20 protein-coding genes are annotated in these 24,673 nt (G+C 44.4%); 9 read left to right on the top strand and 11 right to left on the bottom strand.

Annotated features, from left to right (window positions below; all coding sequences use genetic code 11):
• Window positions 1-23 precede the first annotated feature (23 nt).
• Window positions 24-1,988, bottom strand: coding sequence for an Hsp70 family protein (locus R7Z50_RS06055; RefSeq protein WP_206970831.1), 1,965 nt, complete (start codon window positions 1,986-1,988; stop codon window positions 24-26).
• Window positions 1,988-2,620 carry a DUF2760 domain-containing protein gene (locus R7Z50_RS06060; RefSeq protein WP_017634945.1) on the bottom strand — a complete coding sequence of 211 codons (633 nt, stop codon included), beginning with the start codon at window positions 2,618-2,620 and terminating at the stop codon, window positions 1,988-1,990. Before R7Z50_RS06060 ends, R7Z50_RS06055 begins: the two co-directional genes overlap by 1 nt.
• Window positions 2,621-2,911: 291 nt before the next feature.
• Here R7Z50_RS06060 and R7Z50_RS06065 point away from each other — a divergent pair, with 291 nt between their 5' ends.
• Together R7Z50_RS06065 and R7Z50_RS06070 are read left to right on the top strand one after the other, a co-directional pair.
• Complete coding sequence (locus R7Z50_RS06065) at window positions 2,912-4,453, top strand: sensor domain-containing diguanylate cyclase (RefSeq protein ID WP_005377686.1); 1,542 nt, start codon at window positions 2,912-2,914, stop codon at window positions 4,451-4,453.
• An 83-nt stretch (window positions 4,454-4,536) separates the two neighbouring features.
• Window positions 4,537-5,067 (top strand): 3'-5' exonuclease, encoded by a 531-nt coding sequence (locus tag R7Z50_RS06070; protein ID WP_005377684.1) that lies wholly within the window; start codon window positions 4,537-4,539, stop codon window positions 5,065-5,067.
• 241 nt (window positions 5,068-5,308) lie between these two features.
• On the opposite strand, the gene R7Z50_RS06075 is transcribed toward R7Z50_RS06070, so the two are convergent.
• The 3 genes from R7Z50_RS06075 to R7Z50_RS06085 form a co-directional block, all read right to left on the bottom strand.
• Complete coding sequence (locus R7Z50_RS06075; protein ID WP_017820644.1) at window positions 5,309-5,749, bottom strand: TerB family tellurite resistance protein; 441 nt, start codon at window positions 5,747-5,749, stop codon at window positions 5,309-5,311.
• A gap of 190 nt (window positions 5,750-5,939) precedes the next feature.
• Entirely contained in the window at window positions 5,940-7,880 is a 1,941-nt protein-coding gene (locus R7Z50_RS06080) for an alkaline phosphatase D family protein (protein WP_025766686.1), read from the bottom strand.
• 9 nt (window positions 7,881-7,889) lie between these two features.
• Window positions 7,890-8,234, bottom strand: a complete 345-nt coding sequence (locus R7Z50_RS06085) for a hypothetical protein (protein ID WP_158173877.1) — start codon at window positions 8,232-8,234, stop codon at window positions 7,890-7,892.
• A gap of 235 nt (window positions 8,235-8,469) precedes the next feature.
• Here R7Z50_RS06085 and R7Z50_RS06090 point away from each other — a divergent pair, with 235 nt between their 5' ends.
• On the top strand, window positions 8,470-9,774 hold the full coding sequence (locus R7Z50_RS06090; protein WP_318148951.1) for a MipA/OmpV family protein: 1,305 nt from the start codon (window positions 8,470-8,472) through the stop codon (window positions 9,772-9,774).
• 164 nt (window positions 9,775-9,938) lie between these two features.
• Complete coding sequence (locus tag R7Z50_RS06095; RefSeq protein WP_225477713.1) at window positions 9,939-10,226, top strand: hypothetical protein; 288 nt, start codon at window positions 9,939-9,941, stop codon at window positions 10,224-10,226.
• A gap of 94 nt (window positions 10,227-10,320) precedes the next feature.
• Here R7Z50_RS06095 and R7Z50_RS06100 read toward each other — a convergent pair whose 3' ends face one another.
• A complete protein-coding gene (locus R7Z50_RS06100; protein WP_025766683.1) occupies window positions 10,321-10,905 on the bottom strand; it encodes an FMN-dependent NADH-azoreductase in 585 nt (194 codons plus the stop codon).
• A gap of 185 nt (window positions 10,906-11,090) precedes the next feature.
• Here R7Z50_RS06100 and hrpA point away from each other — a divergent pair, with 185 nt between their 5' ends.
• The 5 genes from hrpA to R7Z50_RS06125 all read left to right on the top strand — a co-directional run bounded on the left by hrpA (window position 11,091) and on the right by R7Z50_RS06125 (window position 18,913).
• Complete coding sequence (gene hrpA / locus R7Z50_RS06105) at window positions 11,091-15,077, top strand: ATP-dependent RNA helicase HrpA (RefSeq protein ID WP_395219502.1); 3,987 nt, start codon at window positions 11,091-11,093, stop codon at window positions 15,075-15,077.
• Between the two features lie 182 nt (window positions 15,078-15,259).
• A complete protein-coding gene (locus R7Z50_RS06110; protein WP_021033871.1) occupies window positions 15,260-15,739 on the top strand; it encodes an outer membrane beta-barrel protein in 480 nt (159 codons plus the stop codon).
• 199 nt (window positions 15,740-15,938) lie between these two features.
• Window positions 15,939-16,454 carry an outer membrane beta-barrel protein gene (locus R7Z50_RS06115; protein WP_005377661.1) on the top strand — a complete coding sequence of 172 codons (516 nt, stop codon included), beginning with the start codon at window positions 15,939-15,941 and terminating at the stop codon, window positions 16,452-16,454.
• Window positions 16,455-16,816: 362 nt separating this feature from the next.
• Window positions 16,817-18,397, top strand: coding sequence for a BCCT family transporter (locus R7Z50_RS06120; protein ID WP_005377659.1), 1,581 nt, complete (start codon window positions 16,817-16,819; stop codon window positions 18,395-18,397).
• 126 nt (window positions 18,398-18,523) lie between these two features.
• Window positions 18,524-18,913 (top strand): AAA family ATPase, encoded by a 390-nt coding sequence (locus R7Z50_RS06125; protein ID WP_151514762.1) that lies wholly within the window; start codon window positions 18,524-18,526, stop codon window positions 18,911-18,913.
• Window positions 18,914-18,932: 19 nt separating this feature from the next.
• Here the strand turns inward: R7Z50_RS06125 and R7Z50_RS06130 are convergent, their stop codons facing one another.
• The 5 genes from R7Z50_RS06130 to R7Z50_RS06150 form a co-directional block, all read right to left on the bottom strand.
• Entirely contained in the window at window positions 18,933-19,571 is a 639-nt protein-coding gene (locus R7Z50_RS06130; RefSeq protein WP_005394228.1) for a sugar transferase, read from the bottom strand.
• Window positions 19,572-19,581: 10 nt separating this feature from the next.
• The gene (locus R7Z50_RS06135) at window positions 19,582-20,772 is read right to left on the bottom strand and encodes a glycosyltransferase family 2 protein (RefSeq protein WP_042522924.1); all 1,191 of its coding nucleotides are present in this window, start codon (window positions 20,770-20,772) and stop codon (window positions 19,582-19,584) included.
• Window positions 20,765-21,883 carry a glycosyltransferase gene (locus tag R7Z50_RS06140; protein WP_195723096.1) on the bottom strand — a complete coding sequence of 373 codons (1,119 nt, stop codon included), beginning with the start codon at window positions 21,881-21,883 and terminating at the stop codon, window positions 20,765-20,767. Before R7Z50_RS06140 ends, R7Z50_RS06135 begins: the two co-directional genes overlap by 8 nt.
• A 221-nt stretch (window positions 21,884-22,104) precedes the next feature.
• Window positions 22,105-23,538, bottom strand: coding sequence for a GumC family protein (locus tag R7Z50_RS06145; RefSeq protein ID WP_005377649.1), 1,434 nt, complete (start codon window positions 23,536-23,538; stop codon window positions 22,105-22,107).
• Window positions 23,535-24,659, bottom strand: a complete 1,125-nt coding sequence (locus tag R7Z50_RS06150) for a glycosyltransferase (protein WP_158173879.1) — start codon at window positions 24,657-24,659, stop codon at window positions 23,535-23,537. Before R7Z50_RS06150 ends, R7Z50_RS06145 begins: the two co-directional genes overlap by 4 nt.
• Between the last annotated feature and the right edge of the window lie 14 nt (window positions 24,660-24,673).

The following is a 24,673-nucleotide window of genomic DNA, read 5'->3' on the forward strand; positions in this document are numbered from 1 at the left end:
TTGGATGCCGTTTGATTTTCTATTTATTCTTCTTCGTTTGAGTTGCTTTTCGCGTCTTCGCGCACATCGAACTCAACATGCCATTTTTGACCGTTATCAGCGGCAATGGCTTCTAAGTAAAGCGTACCAAGCTCTGTGACGCGAGAGGCTAGGGTTACCGGAACCACTTCACCTTCACGACGACCTTCAGATACAGGCAGCGTTACTTGAATTTCTGGTAGCTCTTCGAGCTCTTCTGGTGCCCAGTAGTCTAGGTGAGTACCCGCTAGGTCATCACGACGAACGGTTGAGCCGAAGAATTGGAAGTTAACCGGCTGACCGATGATCAAACCAAACTCTTGGCTTGGTACGTCAACGCTTGAACCTTCTTCCATACCAAATGGTGCAACACAAAGTGCTTCCATTGGAGGCGCCATGCCCGGAATCGCTGGCATCGCACTTTCGATACCCACGTAGTACGCCGAAGCAATACCACCGCGGATACGAACGCCTTGACCACGACGCACAGAGCCGTAGTAAGCCGCTCCGCTAGCAACTGCAAGGTCTAGATCCACACCTGTTAGGCGTTTTGCCATTTCAGCATCTGCTTCAATTAGCCATTCGTTGATCGTGTCTTCTAGACGAGTTGCTAGAAGTTTCGATTTCAGAACACCACCGTTGAATAGGATTGCTGTTGGCTTGATGAAGTCAGCTGATTGGGCTGCATCCGAACCTGGCATACCAGGCATGTTAGCGAATGGGTTGAAATCTTGAGCTGCTGCTTCTGCGCCATTTCCTGAAGCAGAAAGAGCATTGGCTTGCTTAGACAAGAACGCTGCAATGTGACGAGTAATGCCTGCATCTTGTGCGTAAGGCAGACCCATTTGCGTTAGTGCACCACGGTTACGTTGAACAGGGTGATCGGTAATCGCAACTTGAGGGAAGAAACCGTCAACTAATGTTTGTTGTACTTCTTCTTGAGTCAGTTCAGTTTTCAGCGTTGCACCAAGCAGTTTAGAACCGCGACTTGGTACAACGATTGGCACTGACTGAAGCTCGCTGTCGTTCAATAGCGCTTCTTTAGCGTCACGACATGCGTGCGTCATCGCCTGAACTTGCCATGGCTGTAGCTCTTTGCCTTCTTGCGCTAGCTTCATCTTCAAGCGGTACGCAAGTGCAAGGTCCATGTTGTCACCGCCAAGTAGGATATGTTCACCTACCGCGATACGGTTCAGAGTTAGGTTGCCTTCGTCTTCTGTTACTTCAACCAAAGAAAGGTCGGTTGTACCACCACCGATATCGACCACAAGCACGATGTCGCCAACTTCAACTTCATCACGCCATTTGTCGTTACTGTTGTCGATCCAGTTGTAAAGCGCAGCTTGTGGCTCTTCTAGAAGCGTTAGGTGCACAAAGCCAACGTTGCGTGCTGCTTCTGCAGTTAGATCGCGAGCAGCAGGATCAAAAGAAGCAGGAACTGTAATAGTTACGTCTTGATCGGCAAGGTTGTGATTTGGATTGGTGTGATTCCAAGCATCTTTTAGGTGCTCTAGGTAAAGCTCTGTCGCACGAAGAGGGGATACTTTTTCCACTTCTTCTGGGCTACCTGCTGGTAGGAAGGCATCACGACGATTCACACCAGCGTGGCAAAGCCAAGATTTCGCACTTGCAACAAGGCGAATTGGCGTTTTCGAACCTAGGTTACGTGCAATTGCACCAACCAGAGCTTTTGGCTCGCTCGACCACGGAAGAACGCGTGATTGCGGGTTCATTTCGTGCTCGTGCGGCTGGTATAGGAAAGATCCTAATTGGCTGCGAGTCTCTACCGTGCCCGGCGCAGTCAACTGCGGGATAGGCATCACTTCAACGCGAGCGTCCTCGTTGTGTGTATCAACAAAAGACATCACACAGTGTGTTGTACCTAAGTCGATACCAACACTGAATTTAGGCGTCTGTTGAGTTTCAACAGACGCTTCTTGAGAATGGTTTTCTTGGTTCATGTGTTCCATTACAGCTCAACCTCAGCTGGAGCGATCACAGATGCATCGTAGTTCTCAGCAAGTTTAGGCAACGTCATTGATGTTGCTTTCCAACCTTTGTGAACTAGCGTGCCGTTGAATGGCGCGCTGCCTGTTACGTTGCCAGTTAGGCGGATTTCTTGTGGGTTGAAGCCTTCTTCAACCGTAATGCGAGTTTCTTCGTCTTCGTTACGAACGTGCGCTAGCGTCACGTAGTCGTTCAGTACTTTCTGACCGCCAGTGTGGATTACGCGAGCGGCTGCGCCTACTTCTTCATCAGAGAATGACGTTAGGTCTTCTTTTAGGAAGTCAATCAGACGAGCTTCTTGTTGCATGATAGAAAGCAGCTGCATTGCAGAGTCCGTTGATGCTGTTGCAAGTTTTGATTCAACTTCTACAACACGCTCTACGACTTTCTCTACTTCCACTACTTTTTCTACTTCAACGATCTTCTCAACTGGTTTCTCAACCTCGACGATTTTCTCGACCGGTTTTTCTACCACTTTCTCGACCACTTTTGATTTGCGCGACACTGCAACTAGAAGAAGCAAAACGCTCGATGCGGTTAGGCCAGCGTGAAGCATATCGAACGTTTGAGGAATTAGGTTCAAATCAATGTTCATGACGTTTTTTCTCTTTCTATTGATTTATTGGTGCTCAGTATTGGCTCATATTTGTTCACTAAAACGATCGTCTTTGCGATCTTGCACCAAGTTTAGACATTAAAATGATGACGGATGGTAGCATATTCAAGGCTTAAGGCTGTAATAATTCGTGACTATACCGTACGAACAGCGTGAAAAATCGACGATCAGACTCCCCAATATAGGTTGTTGCTTGATGTTTGTGCATTGCTAACGCAGTATTTCAATAGATCCCGAAGTTTAACTTACGGAAGTATCAAAAATTACGATATGACACAAAGCACCGCTCATAAGAGCTTTATAAAACGACATTCAGACTCTATTTTAGCTTTTTTGGCGACTTTATGTGTCACTGCTGGTGTAGTTGGTGCTGCTTATACAATGCAGCAACGGTATACACAGACTACGTTTGATACTTTAGCCGACCGACAAGCAGAATCACTTAAAGCAAACGTCGAGAATGATCTAAAGTTCATTGGTGCGGGCGCAAACTTTTTCCATTCGATTGAGCGAAGCTATTGGCCATCGTTTCCCATGTATGCGGAACAAGTGATTAATAGCTCACGAAGTCTCATTGGGCTTCAATGGATGCAAAAGGTCGAATTCGAAGATCTTGATGAACATATTTTAAAGACCCGTCAAAAATTTCCAAACTTCCAACCGTTTACCGTTCCTAAAGATGGTCCCAAAACCTACGGGTACATTTTTGAACACAATGAGCCAATTTTTATCGCGTCGGATATCTACCCAAGAACACCGGAAAACCTTTCTCTATTGGGTTTCTATTTTTCGCGTAAACGCTTCGATTTAATCTTGGATGATATTTCCGAAAATGGGCGAGCGAATGTCTCGGATAAAGTTCGCTTACTGCAAGATGGTTATGACAAGTCCATACCTAAGACTGGGTTGCTGGTGTTCCATCCAGTGTTCGACTTCGAGAACAAATATTTATTAGGAGTAGTGACCGGCGTTATCCGAAGTACGGTTTACTTTGAGGATTTGATTACGAAAACCGCGACGGAGCTCGATATGTCGGTGCGCGTAGAAGACTTGGGATTCGACGCAGCAGATGACCCTGTTCTCTTTCAAAGTGCGAGCTGGGACAACATTCGAGGAACGGTTATAAGCCGGACCATTCAACTGCCTAACCGTGAATGGCGTATTGACTTTAAGCTTTCTGACGCAGTCTCAGCTTGGGAGCGTTCTATTTTAGCGGGCACGACGCTAGCCGGATTGGTAATCGCCTTTTTGATCAGTTGGATTGTGAATTTACAGTCTCGAGAAAAAGAGCGCTTAGCGGTCATGTTGGAGCTCAAAACTGTTGAATTAAAAAGAATGGCAGAGCGAGACCCTCTAACTCAACTACTGAATCGCCGAGCATTCAACGATCATTTGCTTAATCAGATAAACAAAGGTGTTAACTTCGCCTTGGTTGGTTTTGATATCGACCACTTCAAAGTGATTAATGACAAACACGGCCATTTAGGTGGAGATGAAGCGTTACAACATGTCACTAAGCTGGTCAGTGCTAATTTAAAACCGGGAGATAAGTTTTACCGAGCTGGTGGTGACGAGTTTTGTATTATTTCTAAAGTCATTGATAGAGCAGTGCTAGAAGCTTACCTAGAAAAATTACGGAGTGTTGTGGCAAGTACGGCTTTTGATTATGGTGATGCGTCAATCATCTGTACGTTGAGTATCGGTGCGGTTATCCATAAAGAAGAAGATCCTGAGAGCTTGTATCACAAAATGGATAGTCAACTCTATTTGAGTAAAAAAAACGGCCGTAATAATGTGTCGATCGGCGATTAAATGGGCGCACAAATTCGAGTTTTACGCCGTGTTACGATAGAATCGCACGCTTTAAATTTTTATGTTAGGAACCAAGGCAAACTATGAACCATAACCGTATTGTATGCTTCGATTTAGAAATGTGTTGCTGGAACGAAAATGGCGTCGGCAGCACGGGTGAAATTATCGAAGTGGGGTTAGCTGAAATAGATTTGTCTAAAGGTGAGATAGTCAAGCGTGCTCAATACTACGTGAAACCAGAACACGATGAAGTCTCTCTATTTTGCGCTGAGTTAACGGGCATCACACCACGTAAGATTGAAAAACAAGGACGCCCACTAGAAGAAGTGCTTAAATCCATGGTTAAGAACTTCGGTGGTCGCAACAAAATCTTTGCATCTTGGGGGCGAGATGACCTCATTCTTCTAGAAGAGTGTAAGCAAAAAGGTATTGAAGCACCGTTCACAGAGTTCATCAACTTAGCGACACTCTACCGTATTCAAAATCGTCTTAAAGATAAACGTATAGGCCATCGAGCCGCTCAAGAAGCAAAAGGAATAGACTGGGAAGGGCGTCAACACTCTGGCTATGTAGATGCATATAACTTAGCTAAGCTTGCTTTGACCATGTTTTAGTTATTCGAACCTAGCTAGCTTGTAATTAAATAATCATCCAACCATTGTTGTTTTGTCATGCAGTCTGTTTAGTGTGGAAAGAGCTAAACACATACCTTGACCAGTATTTTAATAACAATGTCGTTGGCTTATTGAAAAACGCGCAGAGTGCGCGTTTTTTTATGGCTACAGAAGCGATATCTGTTGTCATTCTAGGGGTAGCTTAGAGTTAGCCAGCGACTTATATACTCATCTCGTCACTTTACTGAGACTGTAACTTCGCTCGAATGAACTCGCTGTGATCAACATAGAGTAGCTCTGCTGTTTTACGGATCACCGCGTCTTCTAGCGGGTCAATTTCGCCGTCTGCGTAAGCGACTTCCCACATGCTTTTGATTAAGTTGTAACGAGTTTCTTGAGTCAGTTCTCTTAGTTGAGAGGTAAAGTCGTACAGCGAAGCGGAATCTTTTATTTTCTGTTGCGCTTGCTCTAACAAAGTATTTGATTCCTCTTCATTTAACGAAAGCAGTTTCATCAATAAAGAGCGCTTTGTTTCTTGTTCTCTATCATCGACACTATGGTCTGCGCCAGAAACTTCACAAAGCAAACACGCGATAGCCATGTTAGGGGAAAGTGTGTTGGTTTGGCTTAAATCAGAGCCATCAATGAGTTGTTTAAATAATGATGTGAGAGAATTAAACATAATGAACACCGAGCTATTGTTTATTTGGTTAACATGGTAATAAATACGGAAGATCTCAAGGTGCGATACCAAATTTAGCACGCCGTTGACATTTAAGAACGGCCACTTTCTCCCCAAAAAAACCTAAACTCCTGAGTTAGTTCAAGGTGACTTGCCTCTTACAAAGGGCAAGTCATTTTGGGATTGATACTCAGCTTTCAGCACGTGTCGGTGGAAAATGAACTTCGTCACCATCACTCGTCAGAATACTAATTTGACTTGGTTTGCCTTCATCATCAAGGCGTAGCTCACCAATGGCACTATGGTTAACCAAGCGATAAAAGTTGTGCGTACTTGGTGCGCGTTTGTAAATCTTGAGTCGTTTACGTTTTGTGAACCAGTTTAAAGGTGAGCGAGGGCTGTATAGCAGTCTATCTAGGCCATCACACATATTGAGCAGTTGTGTAGGGAACTGATTTTTAATTCCACTACAGGTGATTTGATAGATATTCGGACTGTTTTTTCGATAGCGGAGCTTAATATCGTATGCAAAAGAGTAGTGCACGTCGCCAGAGAGAATAACAAAGTTAGTTGGTGTCTTTGTGTGTGTGAAAATACTAATAAGAGTATTCGCACTTCCGGGGTGAGCCATCCAGTTTTCAGCATCAACCATCAATGGTTTACCAAGCATGGTCACCACACGTTGTAGTGCTTCGATAAATTTCACACCAAACATTGGCGCGGCAGAAACAATAACAACCTTGTCTTGATGCACGAGCTCCTGATGGAACTCAATCATCGCTTCCCAGTCCATTAAGCCAGAAGGTTTGTTCATTTTAGACTCAGAACGCCAGCGTCTGGTTCGTGTATCTAGCACGACAACTTTTGGTGTCGTAGGAATAGTGTAGTGCCAATTCTCAAAGCGATACAAATATTGAATAAATGCATCTTGGGTTTGCGAGGTTCGCTCATCGATAAAGCGTTGAGCGAGGCTCATAAATTCATCATTGAATTTTTCTGGCGCATTTCCCCAACCTTGGCAAAGCCAGTAAGCAATCAAGCTATTACCGATAATGCGTTTTGCAAACGTGTTGCTGTATGCGGCTTGTTCCCAGCCTATGGTGAGATTCCAATCGTCGGTGACATCGTGATCATCAAAAATCATATAGGTTGGAATGTGAGCGAGTAAGCGTTGAACCTTGTCCAGACCTGCGACGAATTTATCAATTTGCTTTTTTTCTTCGCGCCATTGCTGCTGCCATTTGGGTTCAAGAACTTCTCCGCCGACAGTAAATTCGTTTTCTAACAAACGATCCGTTCGAACAAGCTTCCACAAGGTCGGAGACCAAACCAATAAGTACATTGCAAAGCACTCAGCAAAGCTTATTAGGTGATTCTCACACTCTTTGGCGCTGAATATTGGTGTCCCTCGGTGTGGAAAAAACTTACTTAGTAAACTGTCATCACTCACATAATGAGGCAACAATTTATCTCGACCATAATAGCAAGCAGGGTGTTGGTAGAGCTCATTGGTATTTTTTATCGGAGCTTGATCGAATTCTTCGCCTGGCAAACCCAATAAAGCTATGACTTGCTCAATGGCATCGAGAGTGGGGCCTGCAACATGGTCTGCATAGATTTGATCACCACTCATGATGAGCATATCCGGTCTTTCTTCAATGGATTGAGACGCGATTTTATGATCCGCAGCGACCAATGTATCATCACTGAAGTGATGGGGATTACGGCAAGAGCCATGTAGGAGATAATCCGCTTTTTCACTAACGAGGAACTCAATACCCAAGTTTGGCGTATTATCTCGCTCATAAGTCAGGTGAGGGAGCAGTTCCGTCACTAATCCATATTGCGTTTTTATTTGATAGCGTAACGCTTGATGGGTTGGAAACTCGCCTTCTAATTTAAGTAAGCAACACCACGCATTGAGGCCGATTTGAAGCTGTTCTTTTTGTTCACTTAAAGGGGCTTGATAAAGGATGGAGGCATTTTCATCCGTAATTTGCACCATACCCTCCAAGCGTTGGGTGGTGACTAGCCAAATATTGATTTCAGTTGCGGTCACTTTACGTAGGATCGGACCTGCAACGACAAGAGGAAGTGAAGAAATTTCAGTCGTGTTCATCAATGCTGGCAAAACGGCTCCTTATGTGTCAGCTTCTTCTTCTAATATTTCGATAACTTGCGAGCTACTAAGTTCATGTCCCATAAGGAACAAACCAAGCATCGCATCGGCTTTTGACGCGTTATTACTGTCTTCATCCAAAATTTGCTGAAGCCGAGTTCTAATTAGGTCGATTTCGTGTTCGACGAAGCCACGCCCTTCTTCGTCACCTTGACCATCTTCTGGTGCATTATCAAAGTGCAAAAACAACATGTCACCATCGAGTTGAGTCCCTATCAACCTCTCTGGCAGCCATGCTTCTCCCATCACAATGTCTGTGTCTGCGGGTAAATGATTCAAGGTAGAGATGAGTTCTGATGCTTTCACTTTTTACTTCATTATGTTTGATTTAGAACTAAGCTAGAGTTTAAGCGCTTGTTGTAATGGTAAAATATTCGCAAACAAGCTCACCTAGTCGTGCAATATTAATATGATCTTGGGACTCAAACTGTCACGAGGATGACAACATTTTCCATTGTAACGGCTATCATCAGCAGAACATAAGCTTTTAATGGCAAATCATTGATGTTTGCCTGCTTCTCAACCAACATTTTTCGAACTCATGAAGAGATTAATTCTAACAACACTCGCTTTACCTTTAGCTGCGGCAGTTTCTTCTGCGCATGGTGCAGAAGAACAAACGTGGGGGATTGCTGCGATGTATCGCACAGCATCGATTCCGTTTTATACCGCCGATAATGACTCTACGGTGAGTACATTTGTACCAATGATGTTCTTTGAAAACGAACATGTGTATATCAATGGCATTGAAGGTGGCGCTTTTTTGCATAACGAGAGTGATTCCGACTGGCGCGCGAGCGCACTCATGCGATTGAGATTTGTCGATATTCCCATGTCGCTACAAAATGCTAATGAAGGAGACAGAGTCGATTTCGGTGGGCAAGTGCGTTATAGCATTAACGACAATTGGCGCGCAGAAGTAGAGCTGATGACGGACGACGAACTCCAGTTTCACTCTAATTACCGCCTTGCTGCCAATTATGTATTTGGGGATTGGGAATTAGAGCCATCGATTACGATTCGATACAAAGACGCTGATTTCAATAGTGAATATTATTCCTTTAAGGATATTACTGGCGAGAGAATTGGAGCTGGACTTGACACCAATCTTGGTATTAAAGCGCGTTACCATGTAACTTCAAATTTGTATTTACTGGGTGAGACGAGTGTTACTCGCTTAGATGATAACGCCTACAACAGTCAGCTTGTAGAAGATCGATATCAGGGAGAAGTGTTTGTCGGTTTTGGCTTTTTCAACGATCAAAGCAAAGTTCCGAAACCGACACTGAGCAATAAAGCATATCTACGTATTGCGCATGGTTGGGCGACGCCTTCGAACATCGGTGAAATATTTAGCTTTGAGAGAGAAAAAGACCCATACGACAATCAACTTACTTCATTGTTTTATGGGCATCCATTAACGGATGAGCTGTTTGGTTTTCCTCTTGATATTTATTTAACGCCAGGGTTGGTTCATCACTGGTCGTCCAATGTTCAGTCTGCGAGCACAGAATACGTCATGGCGATTAAGGCTTATTATACGGTTAATTGGCCTACAACTTGGCGATTTGGTGTAGCGGAAGGTGTGTCATACATTGATAGCATTACCTATATTGAAGGCACAGAAATGGAAGACAAGGGTTATACACCAAGCAAGTTGCTCAACTACCTAGATTTCTCGTTTGATGTCAATGTAGGCGATCTCTTCAACCAAAAGAGCTGGAACAATATGTGGGTGGGCTATTCATTGCATCACCGCTCGGCGATTTTTGAAAGCGCTTCCCAGTTTGGGCGAATTAAAGGTGGGAGCAACTACAATACTATTTATTTCCAGTTCGAGTTTTAGCGCATCGCGAGATGTATATAGGTCGGATTTGCAACTGACTTATTTATCGCCCATTATGAGTAATGATGAATAATACTATGCTGCTTTCAACGAGAAATTTCGTATATCGTGCCAGAGTTAAGGCTGTTTGTGATGCATCTGATGAATCGGATGGCATAAGCACCATGAGTATCGACTCCTCATTCAATCTTCAAATTGAAGCGATAAATTGTACCAACGCTGAATTTGCCAAACGCTTTTTTGCCATTCACGGAGAAGGGCACTTGGAGGGCGATGAATGGTTGGTGTTGTACGTCAACTCTCTTGACGTTAAGGCGGGAGACAATATAGAAGTGCGTAGCGATGTCGCGTTTAATGCGATGATCGAGAACATGATATGCGAAGCTGAGCGGTCTTTAGAAAAAGTCTACCTCGATGCAATACGTAACTTGGAGAAAATGAATCGTCTTTGACGATGTAAGCGACCCTATAAATACGATCAAGGCATCTTGATCTAAAAAGGGATTGGCGCGAACCAATCCCTTTTGTATTCTGGTTTATTCTAACTTACGCCATTGTTGCAAGTTGGCTTTGCGCTTCTGAAATGCCTTTTGCAGCTGCATCTTCACCCATGTTTAGCGCTTCTGCGTAAACAAATTCTACATCAGTGATTCCTACAAAACCCAGTACAGTGCGTAGGTATGGCGTAACGTTGTCAGTTGGTGAATCTTTATGAATACCACCACGAGTCGTTATTACAATCGCCTTTTTACCTTCAATCAAACCTTGAACGCCGTTTTCTGTGTATTTGAATGTCACGCCTGCACGAGCAATCAAATCAATCCAGTTTTTAAGCTGAGTCGGGATGGTAAAGTTGTACATTGGAGCGGCAATAACCAAAGTGTCTGCGGCCTTTACTTCTTCAATAAGGGTGTCAGACAAGTCGACCACCGCTTGCTGTTCTTGTGAAAGATCTTCCGTAGCGCGCAGTGCAGTCGCAACGGCGAAGTCCAAAACAGGTAGCGGGTTTGCAGCCAAATCACGAACAGTAAGCTTGTCTTGGTCTACATTTTTGATGAAGTCTTCAACCAATTTGTTTGATTGAGAGTAATCGCCAAGGATGCTTGATTTTAGAGCTAGTACACGAGACATAATGGTTATTCCTTAAATAAGTGCTTTCGACTATGGGAGCCATTATAAGCAACGTAAGTGAGTTCAAAAGCCTAGCGATTCGCTGAACATGTTCGAAAAAATTGAATGAGCTTTCGGTTATCTTGTTACAGATCTTGTGTGATACAATCCGCGCAGTTTTTGTAATGAAAAGAATAGGAAACGCTTTGACTTCGTCACAGCCCCCAAAAAAGAATCTATCTGAAGAGCAAGCGACACCGTCAAATGGTGCGCAAAAAGCGACAGCGAAACAAGCTCAAACACCTCAGGCTCAAGTTAATAGCGCGGCATCTCTGCGTAAAGCGCTGAATCAGTGCATGATGCGCGACCGTTTCCGCTTGAGTAAACGTATTTCTGGTGCAAGCAAAATTAAGAAGGACGCAGCGCGTAATGCTGTGTTCGACGAAATCGCATTAGACATCGCAAAATCCATGATGGTTGCAGAGCAGCGCAGCAACTACAAACCAACGATTGAATACCCAGAAATCCTGCCTGTAAGCCAAAAACGCGACGATATTGCGAAAGCGATCGAAGAAAACCAAGTGGTTATCGTCGCGGGTGAAACCGGTTCTGGTAAAACCACTCAGCTACCAAAAATCTGTGCTGAGCTTGGTCGCGGTAAATTTGGCCTGATTGGTCATACTCAGCCTCGTCGTCTTGCAGCGCGTTCGGTTGCTAACCGTATTGCCGAAGAGATGGAAACCAAGCTTGGTGAGTTTGTTGGTTACAAGGTTCGATTCAACGATCAGATCTCTGAAAATACCCAAATCAAATTGATGACGGACGGTATCTTGTTGGCTGAAATTCAGCATGACCGTTTCTTGAATCAATACGACACCATCATTATCGATGAAGCGCACGAGCGCAGCCTTAACATCGATTTCATCTTGGGTTACTTGAAAGAGTTGCTGCCACGTCGTCCTGATTTGAAAGTGATCATCACGTCGGCAACCATCGACCCAGAACGCTTCTCAAAACACTTCAACAATGCACCAATCATTGAAGTATCGGGTCGTACTTACCCAGTAGAAACACGTTACCGCCCACTAAGCGGTGATGACGACAATGATCGTGACCAGCTTGAAGGCATCTTCGAAGCGGTAGACGAACTGTGCGATGAAGGTTTAGGTGACATCCTGATTTTCATGAACGGTGAACGTGAAATCCGTGATACCGCAGATGCATTGTCCAAACGTAATCTGAAGAGCACGGAAATTGTGCCGCTTTACGCGCGTTTGTCGGCAGGTGAGCAGAATAAGATTTTCCAACCTCATACTGGTCGCCGAATTGTACTGGCAACCAACGTGGCAGAAACCTCGCTAACTGTTCCGGGCATTAAGTACGTTATCGACCCGGGTACGGCGCGTATCAGTCGATACAGTTACCGTACTAAGGTTCAGCGTCTTCCAATTGAGCCAGTTTCTCAGGCGAGTGCGAACCAGCGAAAAGGTCGTTGTGGTCGTGTGGAAGAGGGTATTTGTATTCGTCTGTACTCAGAGGAAGATTTTGAGTCACGCCCAGAGTTTACTGATCCTGAAATCCTACGTACCAATCTAGCGTCGGTTATCTTGCAAATGACGGCACTTGGTTTGGGTGATATTCAAGCGTTTCCGTTTGTGGAAGCACCGGATAAACGTAACATCCAAGACGGCGTGCGTTTGCTGGAAGAGCTTGGTGCGATTAACTCTGAGGTAAAAGACCCGAAAAAGCGCCTGACTTCCATTGGTCGCCAATTAGCGCGTTTGCCAATCGATCCGCGCTTGGCGCGTATGGTATTGGAAGCGCCAAAATATGGTGCGCTTAAAGAAGTGATGATCATCGCAGCTGCCTTGTCGATTCAAGATCCACGCGAGCGTCCTTCCGACAAACAACAATCTTCAGACGATAAACATCGTCGCTTCTTCCATGAAGAGTCGGACTTCCTGACATTTGTGAATTTGTGGGAATACATCCAAAAGCAGCAAAAAGCCTTGTCTAGCAATCAGTTCCGCAAACAGTGTAAGCAAGACTATTTGAACTACTTGCGCGTTCGCGAGTGGCAAGACGTGTACTTCCAAATTCATCAGTCGATGCGTGAGATGGAGTTCAAGCTTAACGACGAGCCCGCTTCTTACCATGGCGTACACAGTGCCATTTTGGTTGGTTTGCTGTCGCACATCGGCATGAAAGACCAAGAAAAGAATGAATATCAAGGCGCGCGTAATGCTCGTTTCCATATCTTCCCTGCATCAGGTCTATTCAAGAAACAGCCTAAGTGGATCATGTCTGCTGAGTTGGTGGAAACCTCAAAACTTTGGGGTCGTATCATCGCAAAGATTCAGCCAGAATGGATTGAGCCGTTAGCTAAACACCTTATTAAACGCAGTTACAGCGAACCACATTGGTCGAAGAAACGCGCTGCGGTGATGGCGCACGAAAAAGTCATGCTTTACGGCGTACCAATCGTACCGAAACGCTTGGTCAACTACGGCAGTATCGATTCGACCATAAGTCGCGAAATCTTCATTCGTAGTGCATTGGTTGAGGGTGAATGGGAAACCAAACACGCGTTCTTTAAGCAAAACCGTAAGCTTCTGCAAGAAGTGGAAGAGCTTGAGCATAAATCTCGTCGTCGAGACATCTTAGTGGATGATGATGAGCTGTTTGATTTCTATGACCAACGCGTTGGCACCGAAGTGGTGTCTGGTAAGCATTTCGATACGTGGTGGAAAAAGGCATCTAAAGAAAATCCGGAACTGCTGAACTTTGAAAAAGAGATGCTATTCAAGGGTGATGCTAGCCATGTGACCGATTTGGATTACCCGAACTTCTGGCATCAAAATGGTTTGAAGCTCAAATTGAGTTACCAATTTGAACCAGGCGATGATAGTGACGGTGTCACAGTGCATTTGCCGTTGCCGATTTTAAACCAAGTTGAACCAGCGGGCTTTGACTGGCAGATCCCAGGTTTACGCCATGAGCTTGTGGTTAGCTTGATTAAATCGTTGCCAAAGACAATTCGTAAGAACTTTGTGCCTGCGCCGAACTATGCCGATGCATTCTTAGCGCGCGTTACGCCAATGGAAGCTCCGCTGTTAGATTCATTGGAGAAAGAGTTGCGACGCATGACGGGCGTAGAAGTGCTGCGTGAAGACTGGAACTTGGAACAAGTACCTGAGCACTTGAAAGTCACGTTTCGTGCGGTTGATCACCGAAATCGTAAACTGAAGGAAAACAAAGACCTTCATGAACTGAAAGAAAGTTTGAAAGACAAAGTTCAAGAAACGCTTTCCAAAGTTGCGGATGACGATATCGAACAGCAAGGTCTGCATACGTGGAGTTTTGGAGAATTGCCGAAAGTGTATCAACAAAAACGTGGCGGCTACGATGTAAAAGCGTATCCGGCGCTTGTTGATACCAAAGACAGCGTTGAAATCAAACTCTACGAAACGGAGTACGAGCAGATCACCGCAATGCGCGCTGGCCAGCGTCGTTTGATTTTGTTGAATGTACCGTCTCCAATTAAATATTTGCACGCTAACTTACCGAACAAATCGAAGTTGGGGTTGTATTTTAACCCTTACGGCAAAGTGCTTGATCTGATAGATGACTGCATTGCCTGCGGTGTCGATAAGCTTATTGAAGAGCAGGGTGGTTTAGTTTGGGAGCCAGAGAAGTTCGAAGCATTGAAAGAACACGTTCGTGCTGAATTGGGTGACACCGTTGTAGAGATCGCTCAACAGGTTGAGACTATTCTGACCACGGCGTTTAGCATCAATAAGAAGCTAAAAGGCAAGATCGACTTCACAATGGCGTTTGCTCTGTCCGATATCAAAGCACAAATTGAAGGCTTGATCTTCAAAGGCTTTGCAACGGAATGTGGCTGGAAGCGCTTGCCGGATATTCTTCGCTACATGCGCGCGATAGAGCGTCGTATGGAGAAGTTGCCAATCGATCCAAACAAAGATCGTTTACATATGCTGAAGATTGAATCTGTGACTCAAGACTATAAAGAGTTGCTGAACAAGATCCCGAAAGGTGTGGCCATTCCTGAAAATGTAAAAGAAGTGCGTTGGATGATTGAAGAACTTCGCGTGAGTTACTTTGCTCAACAATTAGGCACTCCTTATCCTGTTTCTGATAAACGAGTCAAAAACGCGATTGATGCTTGCTAATCAACCAGTAAAATAGTGTCAGATTTGTAATTATCGCTTAAGAAGTTGCTGGTACACTAATTGCTAGTAACTCAATAAGCATTATTTTTTAGTTCTGGGAGGCAATAGTTCGCCTCCCTTTATTTGTAGTACCAACGACTGAGTTATGCAGACGTGGGAATAATAAAGAGTAAAGGTAGATGATGAAAAAAACTCTATTAGCAGTGGCGCTACTTGGCGCATCTTCTGCGGCAATGGCGGATTCTTGGATTTACGGTGGTGCAACAGTAGGTCAGTCTGACTACAAAGGTGAAACGGACACATCATACTCTGTTCACGTTGGTACAGGCATTCTACCTATCATTGGTGTTGAAGCTGGTGTAACACAACACGGTGAGTTCAACGTAAATGGTCAAGACACTAAGCTAACTTCTTACTACGCAGCACTTAAGCCAAGCATCGACTTCGGTCCGCTACACGTGTACGCAAAAGGTGGTTTCCATCAGTGGGACAAAAAAGTGAAAGGCGGCAAAGACGATGACGATTTGGACCTAATGTACGGTGTGGGTGCTGAGTACTTCATTTTTGGCCCAATGTCTGTTGGTGCTAGCTACATGAACTACACTGCTGGTAAAGACGATATCAGCACGTTCTCTGTTAACGCAACACTACATTTCCTATAAGCGTCAAGCTTTCTAACACCATATGAAACACACCGGCTTTATGTCGGTGTTTTTTTGTCTGGAAGTCACAAAACAAAAGTTGAACATAAATTATTCACTTTTAGAGTCTTAAAATGCCTATGCTTTCCAATATATAGTGGCGATTAAATGCGCATATTTGCGTAATGTTTCGCTTAGGAATCGATCAGGAAGGGATAGTATGAAAAAAACACTCTCGTTATTCGCTCTAACGTTGTGCTCAACGTCAGCAATGGCTGACTCTTGGATTTACGCTGGTGGTCAAATTGGTCAGTCCGATATCGACAGCGAAAATGATACAACTTATGGTATTCATGTCGGTACTGGTATTTTGCCATTCATTGGCATTGAAGCAGGCTACTTTAACCACGGCAAAGTGGATTTATCTTTGAGTGGCAGCAGGGGTAGTGCTGATTTTGATTCATTCTATTTAGCGGCGAAACCTAGTATCGACTTCGGCCCGTTACACGTTTACGCAAAAGGCGGCATCAATGCATTCAACGTTGATTATGACGGCGGACTGAGAAACTTAGACAAAGATGATGGCGTCTCTTACATGTATGGTGTTGGTGCCGAATACTTCTTGCTTGACAATGTGTCTGTGGGCGCGAGTTATCAAGCGTTTGGCGTGGATATTGAAGGCGATAGCGATACCGTTAGCAGCGTAACAGGGAACATCACCTTCCATTTCTTATAACGCTCGCTGGATGAAAGGTTTGCTGATTTGGTTTCGTCGTTAATTGTGAAACCAAATCAGCGCAGGTCTTCTCTATTTGCGCTGTGACTGGCTATGAACTTAAGTCTTTCTTGTGTCTTTTCTAGTCTACAACCTACGACAAAATCAATCGTTAGACCTCATAATTTTTGTGTTGATATTATTCCCCCTTCATCTGTCTCGAATTGAGCTTAAAATGCAATAAATCACGACTTTTTGCAAAAATATGTGATTGCTGCTAAAATTTGTCCCGCTTTAAAACTTTAGAGTTCAAATTAATGGAGGGCGGTATTGGAGTTCTTCTCACCTGAGGGGCGTTTCAAATTCACGTTAAATTTGTATTTATGGATAATGCATTTAAAAAATATAGTATTGATACAACCGATTATCAGGTTGGACAGGATAACGTTCAAAAGTGGGGATTCGATATACATAACCCGGTTTTTGGCATTAGTGCGGGGCTCGTTGTTTTCTGTCTGATTTCACTTCTTCTTGTTGAGCCAACCACTGCTCGTGACGTATTAAACGGTCTAAAAAACGGAATTATCGAACAGTTTGATGCGTTTTTTATGTGGTCGACAAACTTCTTCTTATTGTTCGCCGTTGCTCTTCTTTTTTCTCCGCTAGGTAAAATCCGCTTAGGTGGCAAAGAAGCAACGCCGGATCACTCAACCGTTTCTTGGTTGTCGATGCTTTTCGCCGCGGGTATGGGTATTGGTCTTCTGTTCTGGAGTGTGGCTGAGCCGACCGCGTATTTCACTGATTGGTGGGGAATGCCACTTAACGCAGTACCATACACCGAAGAAGCAAAATCCCTTGCGATGGGTGCCACTATGTTCCACTGGGGTGTGCATGGTTGGAGTATTTACGCACTCGTTGCACTAGCATTAGCGTTTTTTGCCTTTAACAAAGGTTTACCACTTTCATTGCGCGCGGCGTTCTATCCAATTTTTGGTGACCGTGCATGGGGTTGGTTAGGTCACGTTATTGATATCCTTGCCGTTTTGTCGACGCTATTTGGTCTTGCAACGTCGCTAGGTCTAGGTGCTCAGCAGGCGACCAGTGGTATTAACCATGTCTTTGGTCTAGAAGGCGGCATTGGTACACAAATGATTGTGATCACCTTCGTTACCTTTATCGCGGTGTTATCAGTGATTCGTGGCATTGATGGTGGTGTTAAGCTACTGAGTAACGTCAATATGGTGGTTGCGTTTGCGCTGCTTATTTTCATTACCTTCATCACGTTTGATACGGCGTGGAGCTCGCTACGCGACACAACAATGGCTTACATTGAAAATATTATTCCATTGAGTAACCCTCACGGTCGTGAAGATGAAACTTGGATGCACGGCTGGACGGTATTCTACTGGGCTTGGTGGGTATCTTGGTCACCGTTTGTTGGTATGTTTATCGCGCGTGTGTCTAAAGGTCGTACGGTTCGAGAATTCTTATTCGCAGTCATCGTTATTCCTACAGTTGTTACTTTGATTTGGATGTCTGTGTTTGGTGGTATCGCGCTTGACCAAGTGGTGAATAAAGTTGGTGAGCTAGGTGCAAATGGCCTAACTGATATTTCATTGACTCTGTTCCATGTTTACGATGCGCTTCCGTACAGCTCAGTGATTTCAATGCTTTCTATCGTGCTGATTCTGGTATTCTTTATTACATCGTCAGACTCTGGCTCGCTGGTTATCGATAGTATTACCGCCGGTGGTAAGATTGATGCACCAGTACCGCAACGCATTTTCTGGGCGTGTATTGAAGGTGCAATTGCAGCCGTAATGCTTTGGGTTGGTGGTAAAGAAGCCCTGCAAGCATTGCAATCAGGCGTTGTTGCAACAGGATTACCGTTTACTTTTGTTCTGCTGTTGATGTGTGTCAGTTTGGTTAAAGGGTTAAGAACTGAACTGCCAGCTTACAAATAAATACAACGCGATCCATGATTGAGTTTAAATGCCGAGCCTTATGTGCTCGGCATTTTTTATTTCTACTTTTCTTTTCCAATAATTTCGTTACAGTTTAGGCTTATTTCCACCTCATTAAACTGCATTATGTCACTGGCTAAACTCATTCTTATTCGTGGACTTCCGGGTTCAGGTAAAACAACCTTAGCAAAACAACTGGCAATAGAGCTTGGTGCTAAGCATTTTGAAGCTGACATGTATTTTGAAAATGATGAAGGTGATTATCACTTTGAACCGGTTCAATTACCTCAAGCGCATGAGTGGTGTTTTCAGCAAACTAGAAAGTGGTTGAACAAAGGGAAAGTCGTGATTGTGAGCAATACGTTTGTTCGACATTGGGAGATGAAGCGTTACATGGACTACTGCATGAAGAAGCGCATCGAGGTGGAAATTAAAGTGTGTCACGGAGCGTATCAAAGCATTCATGACGTGCCACCAGCGACGATAGAAAAGATGCGCCGCCAGTGGCAAGAGTGACTGTTACCAGAACCGGAAGCTATTGACCTCGTCCGTCAATCATCACAACGAATGTTTTGCTCATGATTGAAAGGTCCATTGAAATCCAAGAGTAAAACGAACCTAAGCTTAGTGCGTAACTGTGGTCAAACCCAACTTTGCGTCTTACATCTTCAATGCATGCATCATAGCCTTGGTTAACCTGAGCTAAGCCTGTGATACCTGGTAACACGCCATATGTGCGCTCTACAAAATAGGGGATTTCATCTTCCAATTTCTGGTAGAAAGCTGGGCGTTCTGGGCGCGGTCCAATCATCGACATTTCACCTCTCAACACATTAAACAGTTGAGGTAGTTCATCTAAACGCGTTTTGCGTAAAAAGCGTCCTACTGGCGTGATGCGGGGATCATTTTCAGTTGCCCATACTGCGCCAGAGCGTTGCTCTGCATCAATATACATGGTGCGAAACTTCATGATTTGAAAAAGATCCATTTTTTCTGGTGTACAGCGCCCAACACGCAGTTGACGATAGATCACTGGGCCTTTCGATGTGATTTTTATAGCTAGCGCGATAAATGGGAATAGCGGTGCAGTGACGAGCAAAATAAACATTGCAACCAGTACATCAAACGTTCTTTTCGCGTGGCATACATTTGAATCGTAGCGTGAGTTTTTCATGATGCTTTCCTTATTGGTTGACGCGTTTCCAACGTCCATTTTCCATTCCGAGTAAATACTTCATACCGCCGATAAAGTTGGCGAGATGACCAATGACGATGTAGCTAATCAGCTTAAAAGGTTTAATTGTGTTAAGTGCTGGCATCAAGTAAGTGATAAGCGCGATGCTATAAATACCAACTTGTGCGGACAGCATTACTTGAAACAGCGGATTGTGTGCCAGTAGTAGTGAGCAAATAAAGCAAACAATCATCAAATAGGGTGTTGCTAAGCGCAGAACCTTTCCCGATAGAAATGCAAAGGCAGTGCCACGATAACGAGGTAGCAGTAATTTCTTTAATTGCATGAGCTGCTGCATGTTACCCGCTGAAATTCTTAGGCGCCGCTTGAAATCTGCGTTGTCTGAGCTCTGTTCTAGTTCAAGAGCCAGCATGTTTGGCTCGTAAATAGCGCTATAGCCTCGCAAAACGATTCTCATAGGGAGAATAAAGTCGTCATTAATGGTGCTAACTTCCAGTGGTTCAAATAAGTGAGTTCTGAAAGTGTAAAACGCACCGTGGGAACCAATCGTTGAACCTAACAAAGATTCTTGGTGCTTTACTCGAGACTGGTATTGCCAATACGCCGCTTCACCTTGGTTATCAGTGCTCATTATTTGATATGTTGCGTTAACCACTCCAACGTTCTCATTTTGATAATGCTGACTAGCTAGCAATAGAGAATCGCAAGAAATCAATGCCGACGTGTCACTCAGTGCGGTAATGTCCGAGCTAACATGACGCATTTCTTCGTTGAGTAGGGCAACTTTACCGCGATTGACTTGGTGATCATTAATAATGAACAGAGTATCAGAGCAGATTGCTTCTTGAATTGTCGCTTGAGCAATCTCGGCTGTGTTATCTGTGCAGCCATCACATGCGATCACTACTCTTAATTTATCCCTCGGGTAGTCTAGGCTCGCAAGGTTACGGATCTTCTCTGCTATCCATTGTTCTTCATTGTAGGCGGGCACGATGACAGTAATAGAGGGTAGCTGGCTGTCTGTTTTGGAGGCTTTGTAAGCTCGCTCTACAAATGGTGCTTTGGTTTCGTCTTGCTGTTTTAAAGGAAGCCACTTAAGGAGCAGTGGGTACCCAACGTGATGATAGACAATCAAAAACGCGGATAAACCAAACCCTATAATCCAAAGTAAATCATTCATAGCTAGCCTCCTTGGCCAAACGTGAGTAGCGACTCACCATGTCTCTGATATCAAAGTGTTTGAGAATAAAAGTTCGAGGAGAATGGTGTGATGATTCCAGTTGCTGTGATAACGCTTCGGCCAACGAAAACACGCGATTTGCTTCAACCAGTGTGCTGTTGTTCGGACAGAGCGTCTCTTTCACGCCGCCAACATCCGTCGCGACGCAAGGAATGTCACATGCTTGAGCCTCGAGGGTTGAGAGAGGAAATCCCTCTTGAAGTGATGGTAAGCAAAACAAGTCTAGGCTTTGGTAAAAGCTGGGCATATCGTCGACCAAGCCTAAAAAGGTTACTCGATCTTCAAGTTTTAACGTTCTAACTTGTGCTTCCAATTGAGCTCGCTGAGAACCATCTCCAGCAATGGCTAGGTGTGTGTTTGGCGTAAGATGAGAGAATGCTTCGATAAGCACTTTATGGCCTTTAACTGCTTCTAGACGCCCGGCAACGCCAATCACGATTTTGTCGGTTGGAAGTTCAAACAAGTGTCTTGTTGCCGTTTGGTCACCGCTTTTAAACTTCTGACAGTCAATCCCGTTATGGATAGTACAAATTTTGCGATACTTTAACTTAGTCTGTATTTGATGGGCGACAAAGTTAGCATCGGCAACTACTTGCGGGCGAATCATCGTTAGCAAAAGGGACTGTAGTCGAGCTGATTTTTTGTTATTAAGGTGCCATGCGTCGTGCTCGGTATGAATCACTACAGGTACGTGCGCTAAACGTGCAGCAATACCACCATACAGAAGTGGGCCGATATGATGGGTGTGGACCACGTCAGGCTTAAGTCCTTTGAGCATGGAAGTCAGCGTACTGATGGTTTTTCCGCTGAATCCAGGTTTCTTATTAAGAAAGTGCAGTTGGCCTTGGTAGGGCAATAGTTTTTGCCAGCCTTGTAGTGCATGTTCTTTGCTTCCTTCTAAGCTCACGACAAAAACGGAATGGTTTGGCTGCGCAAAACGAAGCATTTCTAGTACGAGCGTTTCTAAACCACCAGGAGCTAAGTGTTGCACGACGTGTAATATCACTTTTTTGCTGTGCTTAGTGTTATTGTGTTTTTGTCTGAATTCCATTTTCAAACCCTCGTTGAGTTCTTTGTTTATTTAGGAGTTGCAGACTGCGTGCCAAAAAATTAATCATTTAAAAACAATAAGTTAATATTGATGCTTGTGAGACTTTATGTTTATTCTCAATTTGAGATTCATATTAGTGGACATGCTATGAGGCTGTATAAGGCAGTAGTAAAAGAAAAGCACTCGCAGACCGAGTGCTTGTAAATGAGTTCTTATGGCGGTTAGTTTCCGTACACTACGTTAGGTAAAGTGGTGATGACAGGAACACCAAGGTGTTTTTCTAATGCTCTTTTAGAGCGGATAGAGTTATCGGCTAACTCAAGTATCGTCGCTAATCCAATGCCTAAACCAGCGCCACCAATAAATCCTAAAATGACAAATACAAAACTAGGTAAGTTAGTTGGAATCGTTGGCGTGAACGGTTCATCAATGATTTTTACGCGCTTATTCTCTTCAAACTCTCCCAAAGAGCCTGTTAGTTGGGCCATCTCATAGCGTTCGACGAGTTCGTCATACATTTCTCTCTTCACTGCGACGTCACGAGCTAAGCGGTTGATTTCTGTTGCCGTGCTCCCAAATTGGTGCGCATTTCGCTCTAATTCTTGGATCATGTCTCGCAAGCTGTTGGTTTCTTCCGTAAGTGCTTCAAAACGTCCGCGCATCATTTGTAATTGATGTAGTTGGGAGACAAGTAGAGGCTGTGCTTCGCCAAGACTGTTTACTGTGGTATTGCTCGCGATATCCCATAGTTGAGCACTGTTTAGTTCTGGTTGTTTAGAGTTCAAGAGTACCGAGCGTTCCTGCTCCAACCGGTTTAATTCTCGCAACTTACCTTGCACTAAACTATGCGCCTCTGTGTATTTAGCGCGAAGCAGGGTAAGTTCACTACGAATGTCGATGATTTGCTCTTCCAGTTTACCGATAACCGGGTTCGTTTTGGATAGTTGTTGATCCAAACTGCCTAGACTTCGTGAAACACCAGCAAGCTCCGCCTCCTTTTCGGCTAGCGTTTGTTTGAGGCTAGCAAGGCGAGTAAGGCTTTGAGCTTGCATTTCGGGCGTCGCGTCTGAGTAAGTATTTTTATACTCTGCAAAGGCTTGCTCTGCCTTGTCTAGTTCTTCCCTGCGTTTGTTGATATGGATAGTCAAAAAATGGCTCGAATCTTTAATCGAAGAACGCTCAGGAGCCAAAAGCTGTTCGACAAAATGCTCTCTGACAGACAGCAGCATCGACTCCATTCCTTCTGATTTACCACTTTGCAATTGAATTTGAATGAAGTCTTTACCGAGTGGCTGAACAGACAGGCGCGACGCAAGATCTTTTATGATGAACTCTTGCTCTTTTGCACTCATCTCGTCATTGATCAGCGATTGTTCTTTTGCGACAGAATACAAAACGTGTCGGCTTTTTAGCAGAGTACTGAGTGCGCTCAATCGGTCTTTAAGCATTGTTGAGACGGCAAGGTCTTGAAGGAACGGGTTCATTTTCGCTGTCTCTTGAATAAGCATGCTGGTATGAGCAACATAAGTCGTCGGAACCAGTTTACTTACGATGAAACCCAGCACAGGCAATACAAGCATAGGAATAACGATCATGTAGCGACGTCTCCAAGCTCCATGTAACAGTACGCTGAGGTTTTCTCTTAAATCGTTCATAGCGCCCTCACTAATTTCTCAACTTGGTTGGCTCTTGCTTCCCAGCTTTGCTGTTGAACATATTGCTTTGAGTTTGCTGGGGGTGGGATCAAGTGATCGAGACTGGCACATACGTCTTCTAAATTTTGAACTACATGTAGCATATGCTTGTAGGGCATTAATGCAGGAAACGGTGTGCTGATAACAGGGGTTCCTGTTGCCAAGTACTCAAGAAGTTTAAGCGGATTACATGCCTTGACTTGAGCGTTATCAACAAAGGGCAACCAACTGGCATCCCAGTGTTGGGAGTAACGTGGCAGAGTGTGATGCGCTCTCGGGCCCAGGTAGTATACGTTGCATCTTTGTGGAAGTGGATTATCACTGAACTCGTTAGGGCCGATGAACACGAGATCCCAGTCAGGCGCTTGGTCTGCGACTTGGGCAATTAAGTCGTAGTCTAACCATTCAGACAAACTGCCATAAAAGCCCAGCACTTTGCGACCATTATTAGGAAAATCTTCAGCCTTAGGTGCTGGCTCAGAAAACAGACTAAAGTCGACACCGTGAGGCAAAGTGACGGTTTTACCAGATGGAAATTTGGTGGAGAGTGTTTCGCTTGCCGTAAAGATAACGCTGGCCGCATTAACAAGAGTACGTTCGTGCTTGGCCACCGTGTCGTGGTCAACACCAGCTAAAGCGCTAAAGTCATCGCCACAATAGTAAATCAGTCCACGTGGGTTCATTTCTGCACAAAGATCGGCAGCAGTCGGGAGCGACGTCCAAAATACAGGCTTATCAAAACCAAGAGCTTGTAATTGTTTATTGAGTTGGTGTTTCATCATCTTAGCGGCCACTTTTCTTGCTAATGCAGAACTAGGGGCAGGAATGGTGAGCAAGTTGATGATGTGAATGTTTGGGTTTGTTTCAGAGTCCAATGTTGGCTTGTGTGAGCCTACGTTATGAAATACACGAGTGAGTTTGTTTAACGCACGCTGTATGTCTTTAGAATCCAGCTTAGGTTGACGAAGGCCAATGGAGTTAACCCAAAGGATTCGATGGTTCGCTGCTAGTTGCTTGACAATATGCTGAGTGGAAGAGGGTAACCCACCAAAATCTTCTCCAAATACTACGATGTCCGTCATGTGGCTCTCCTTGA

This window comes from Vibrio sp. 1249-1 (genome assembly GCF_033340495.1).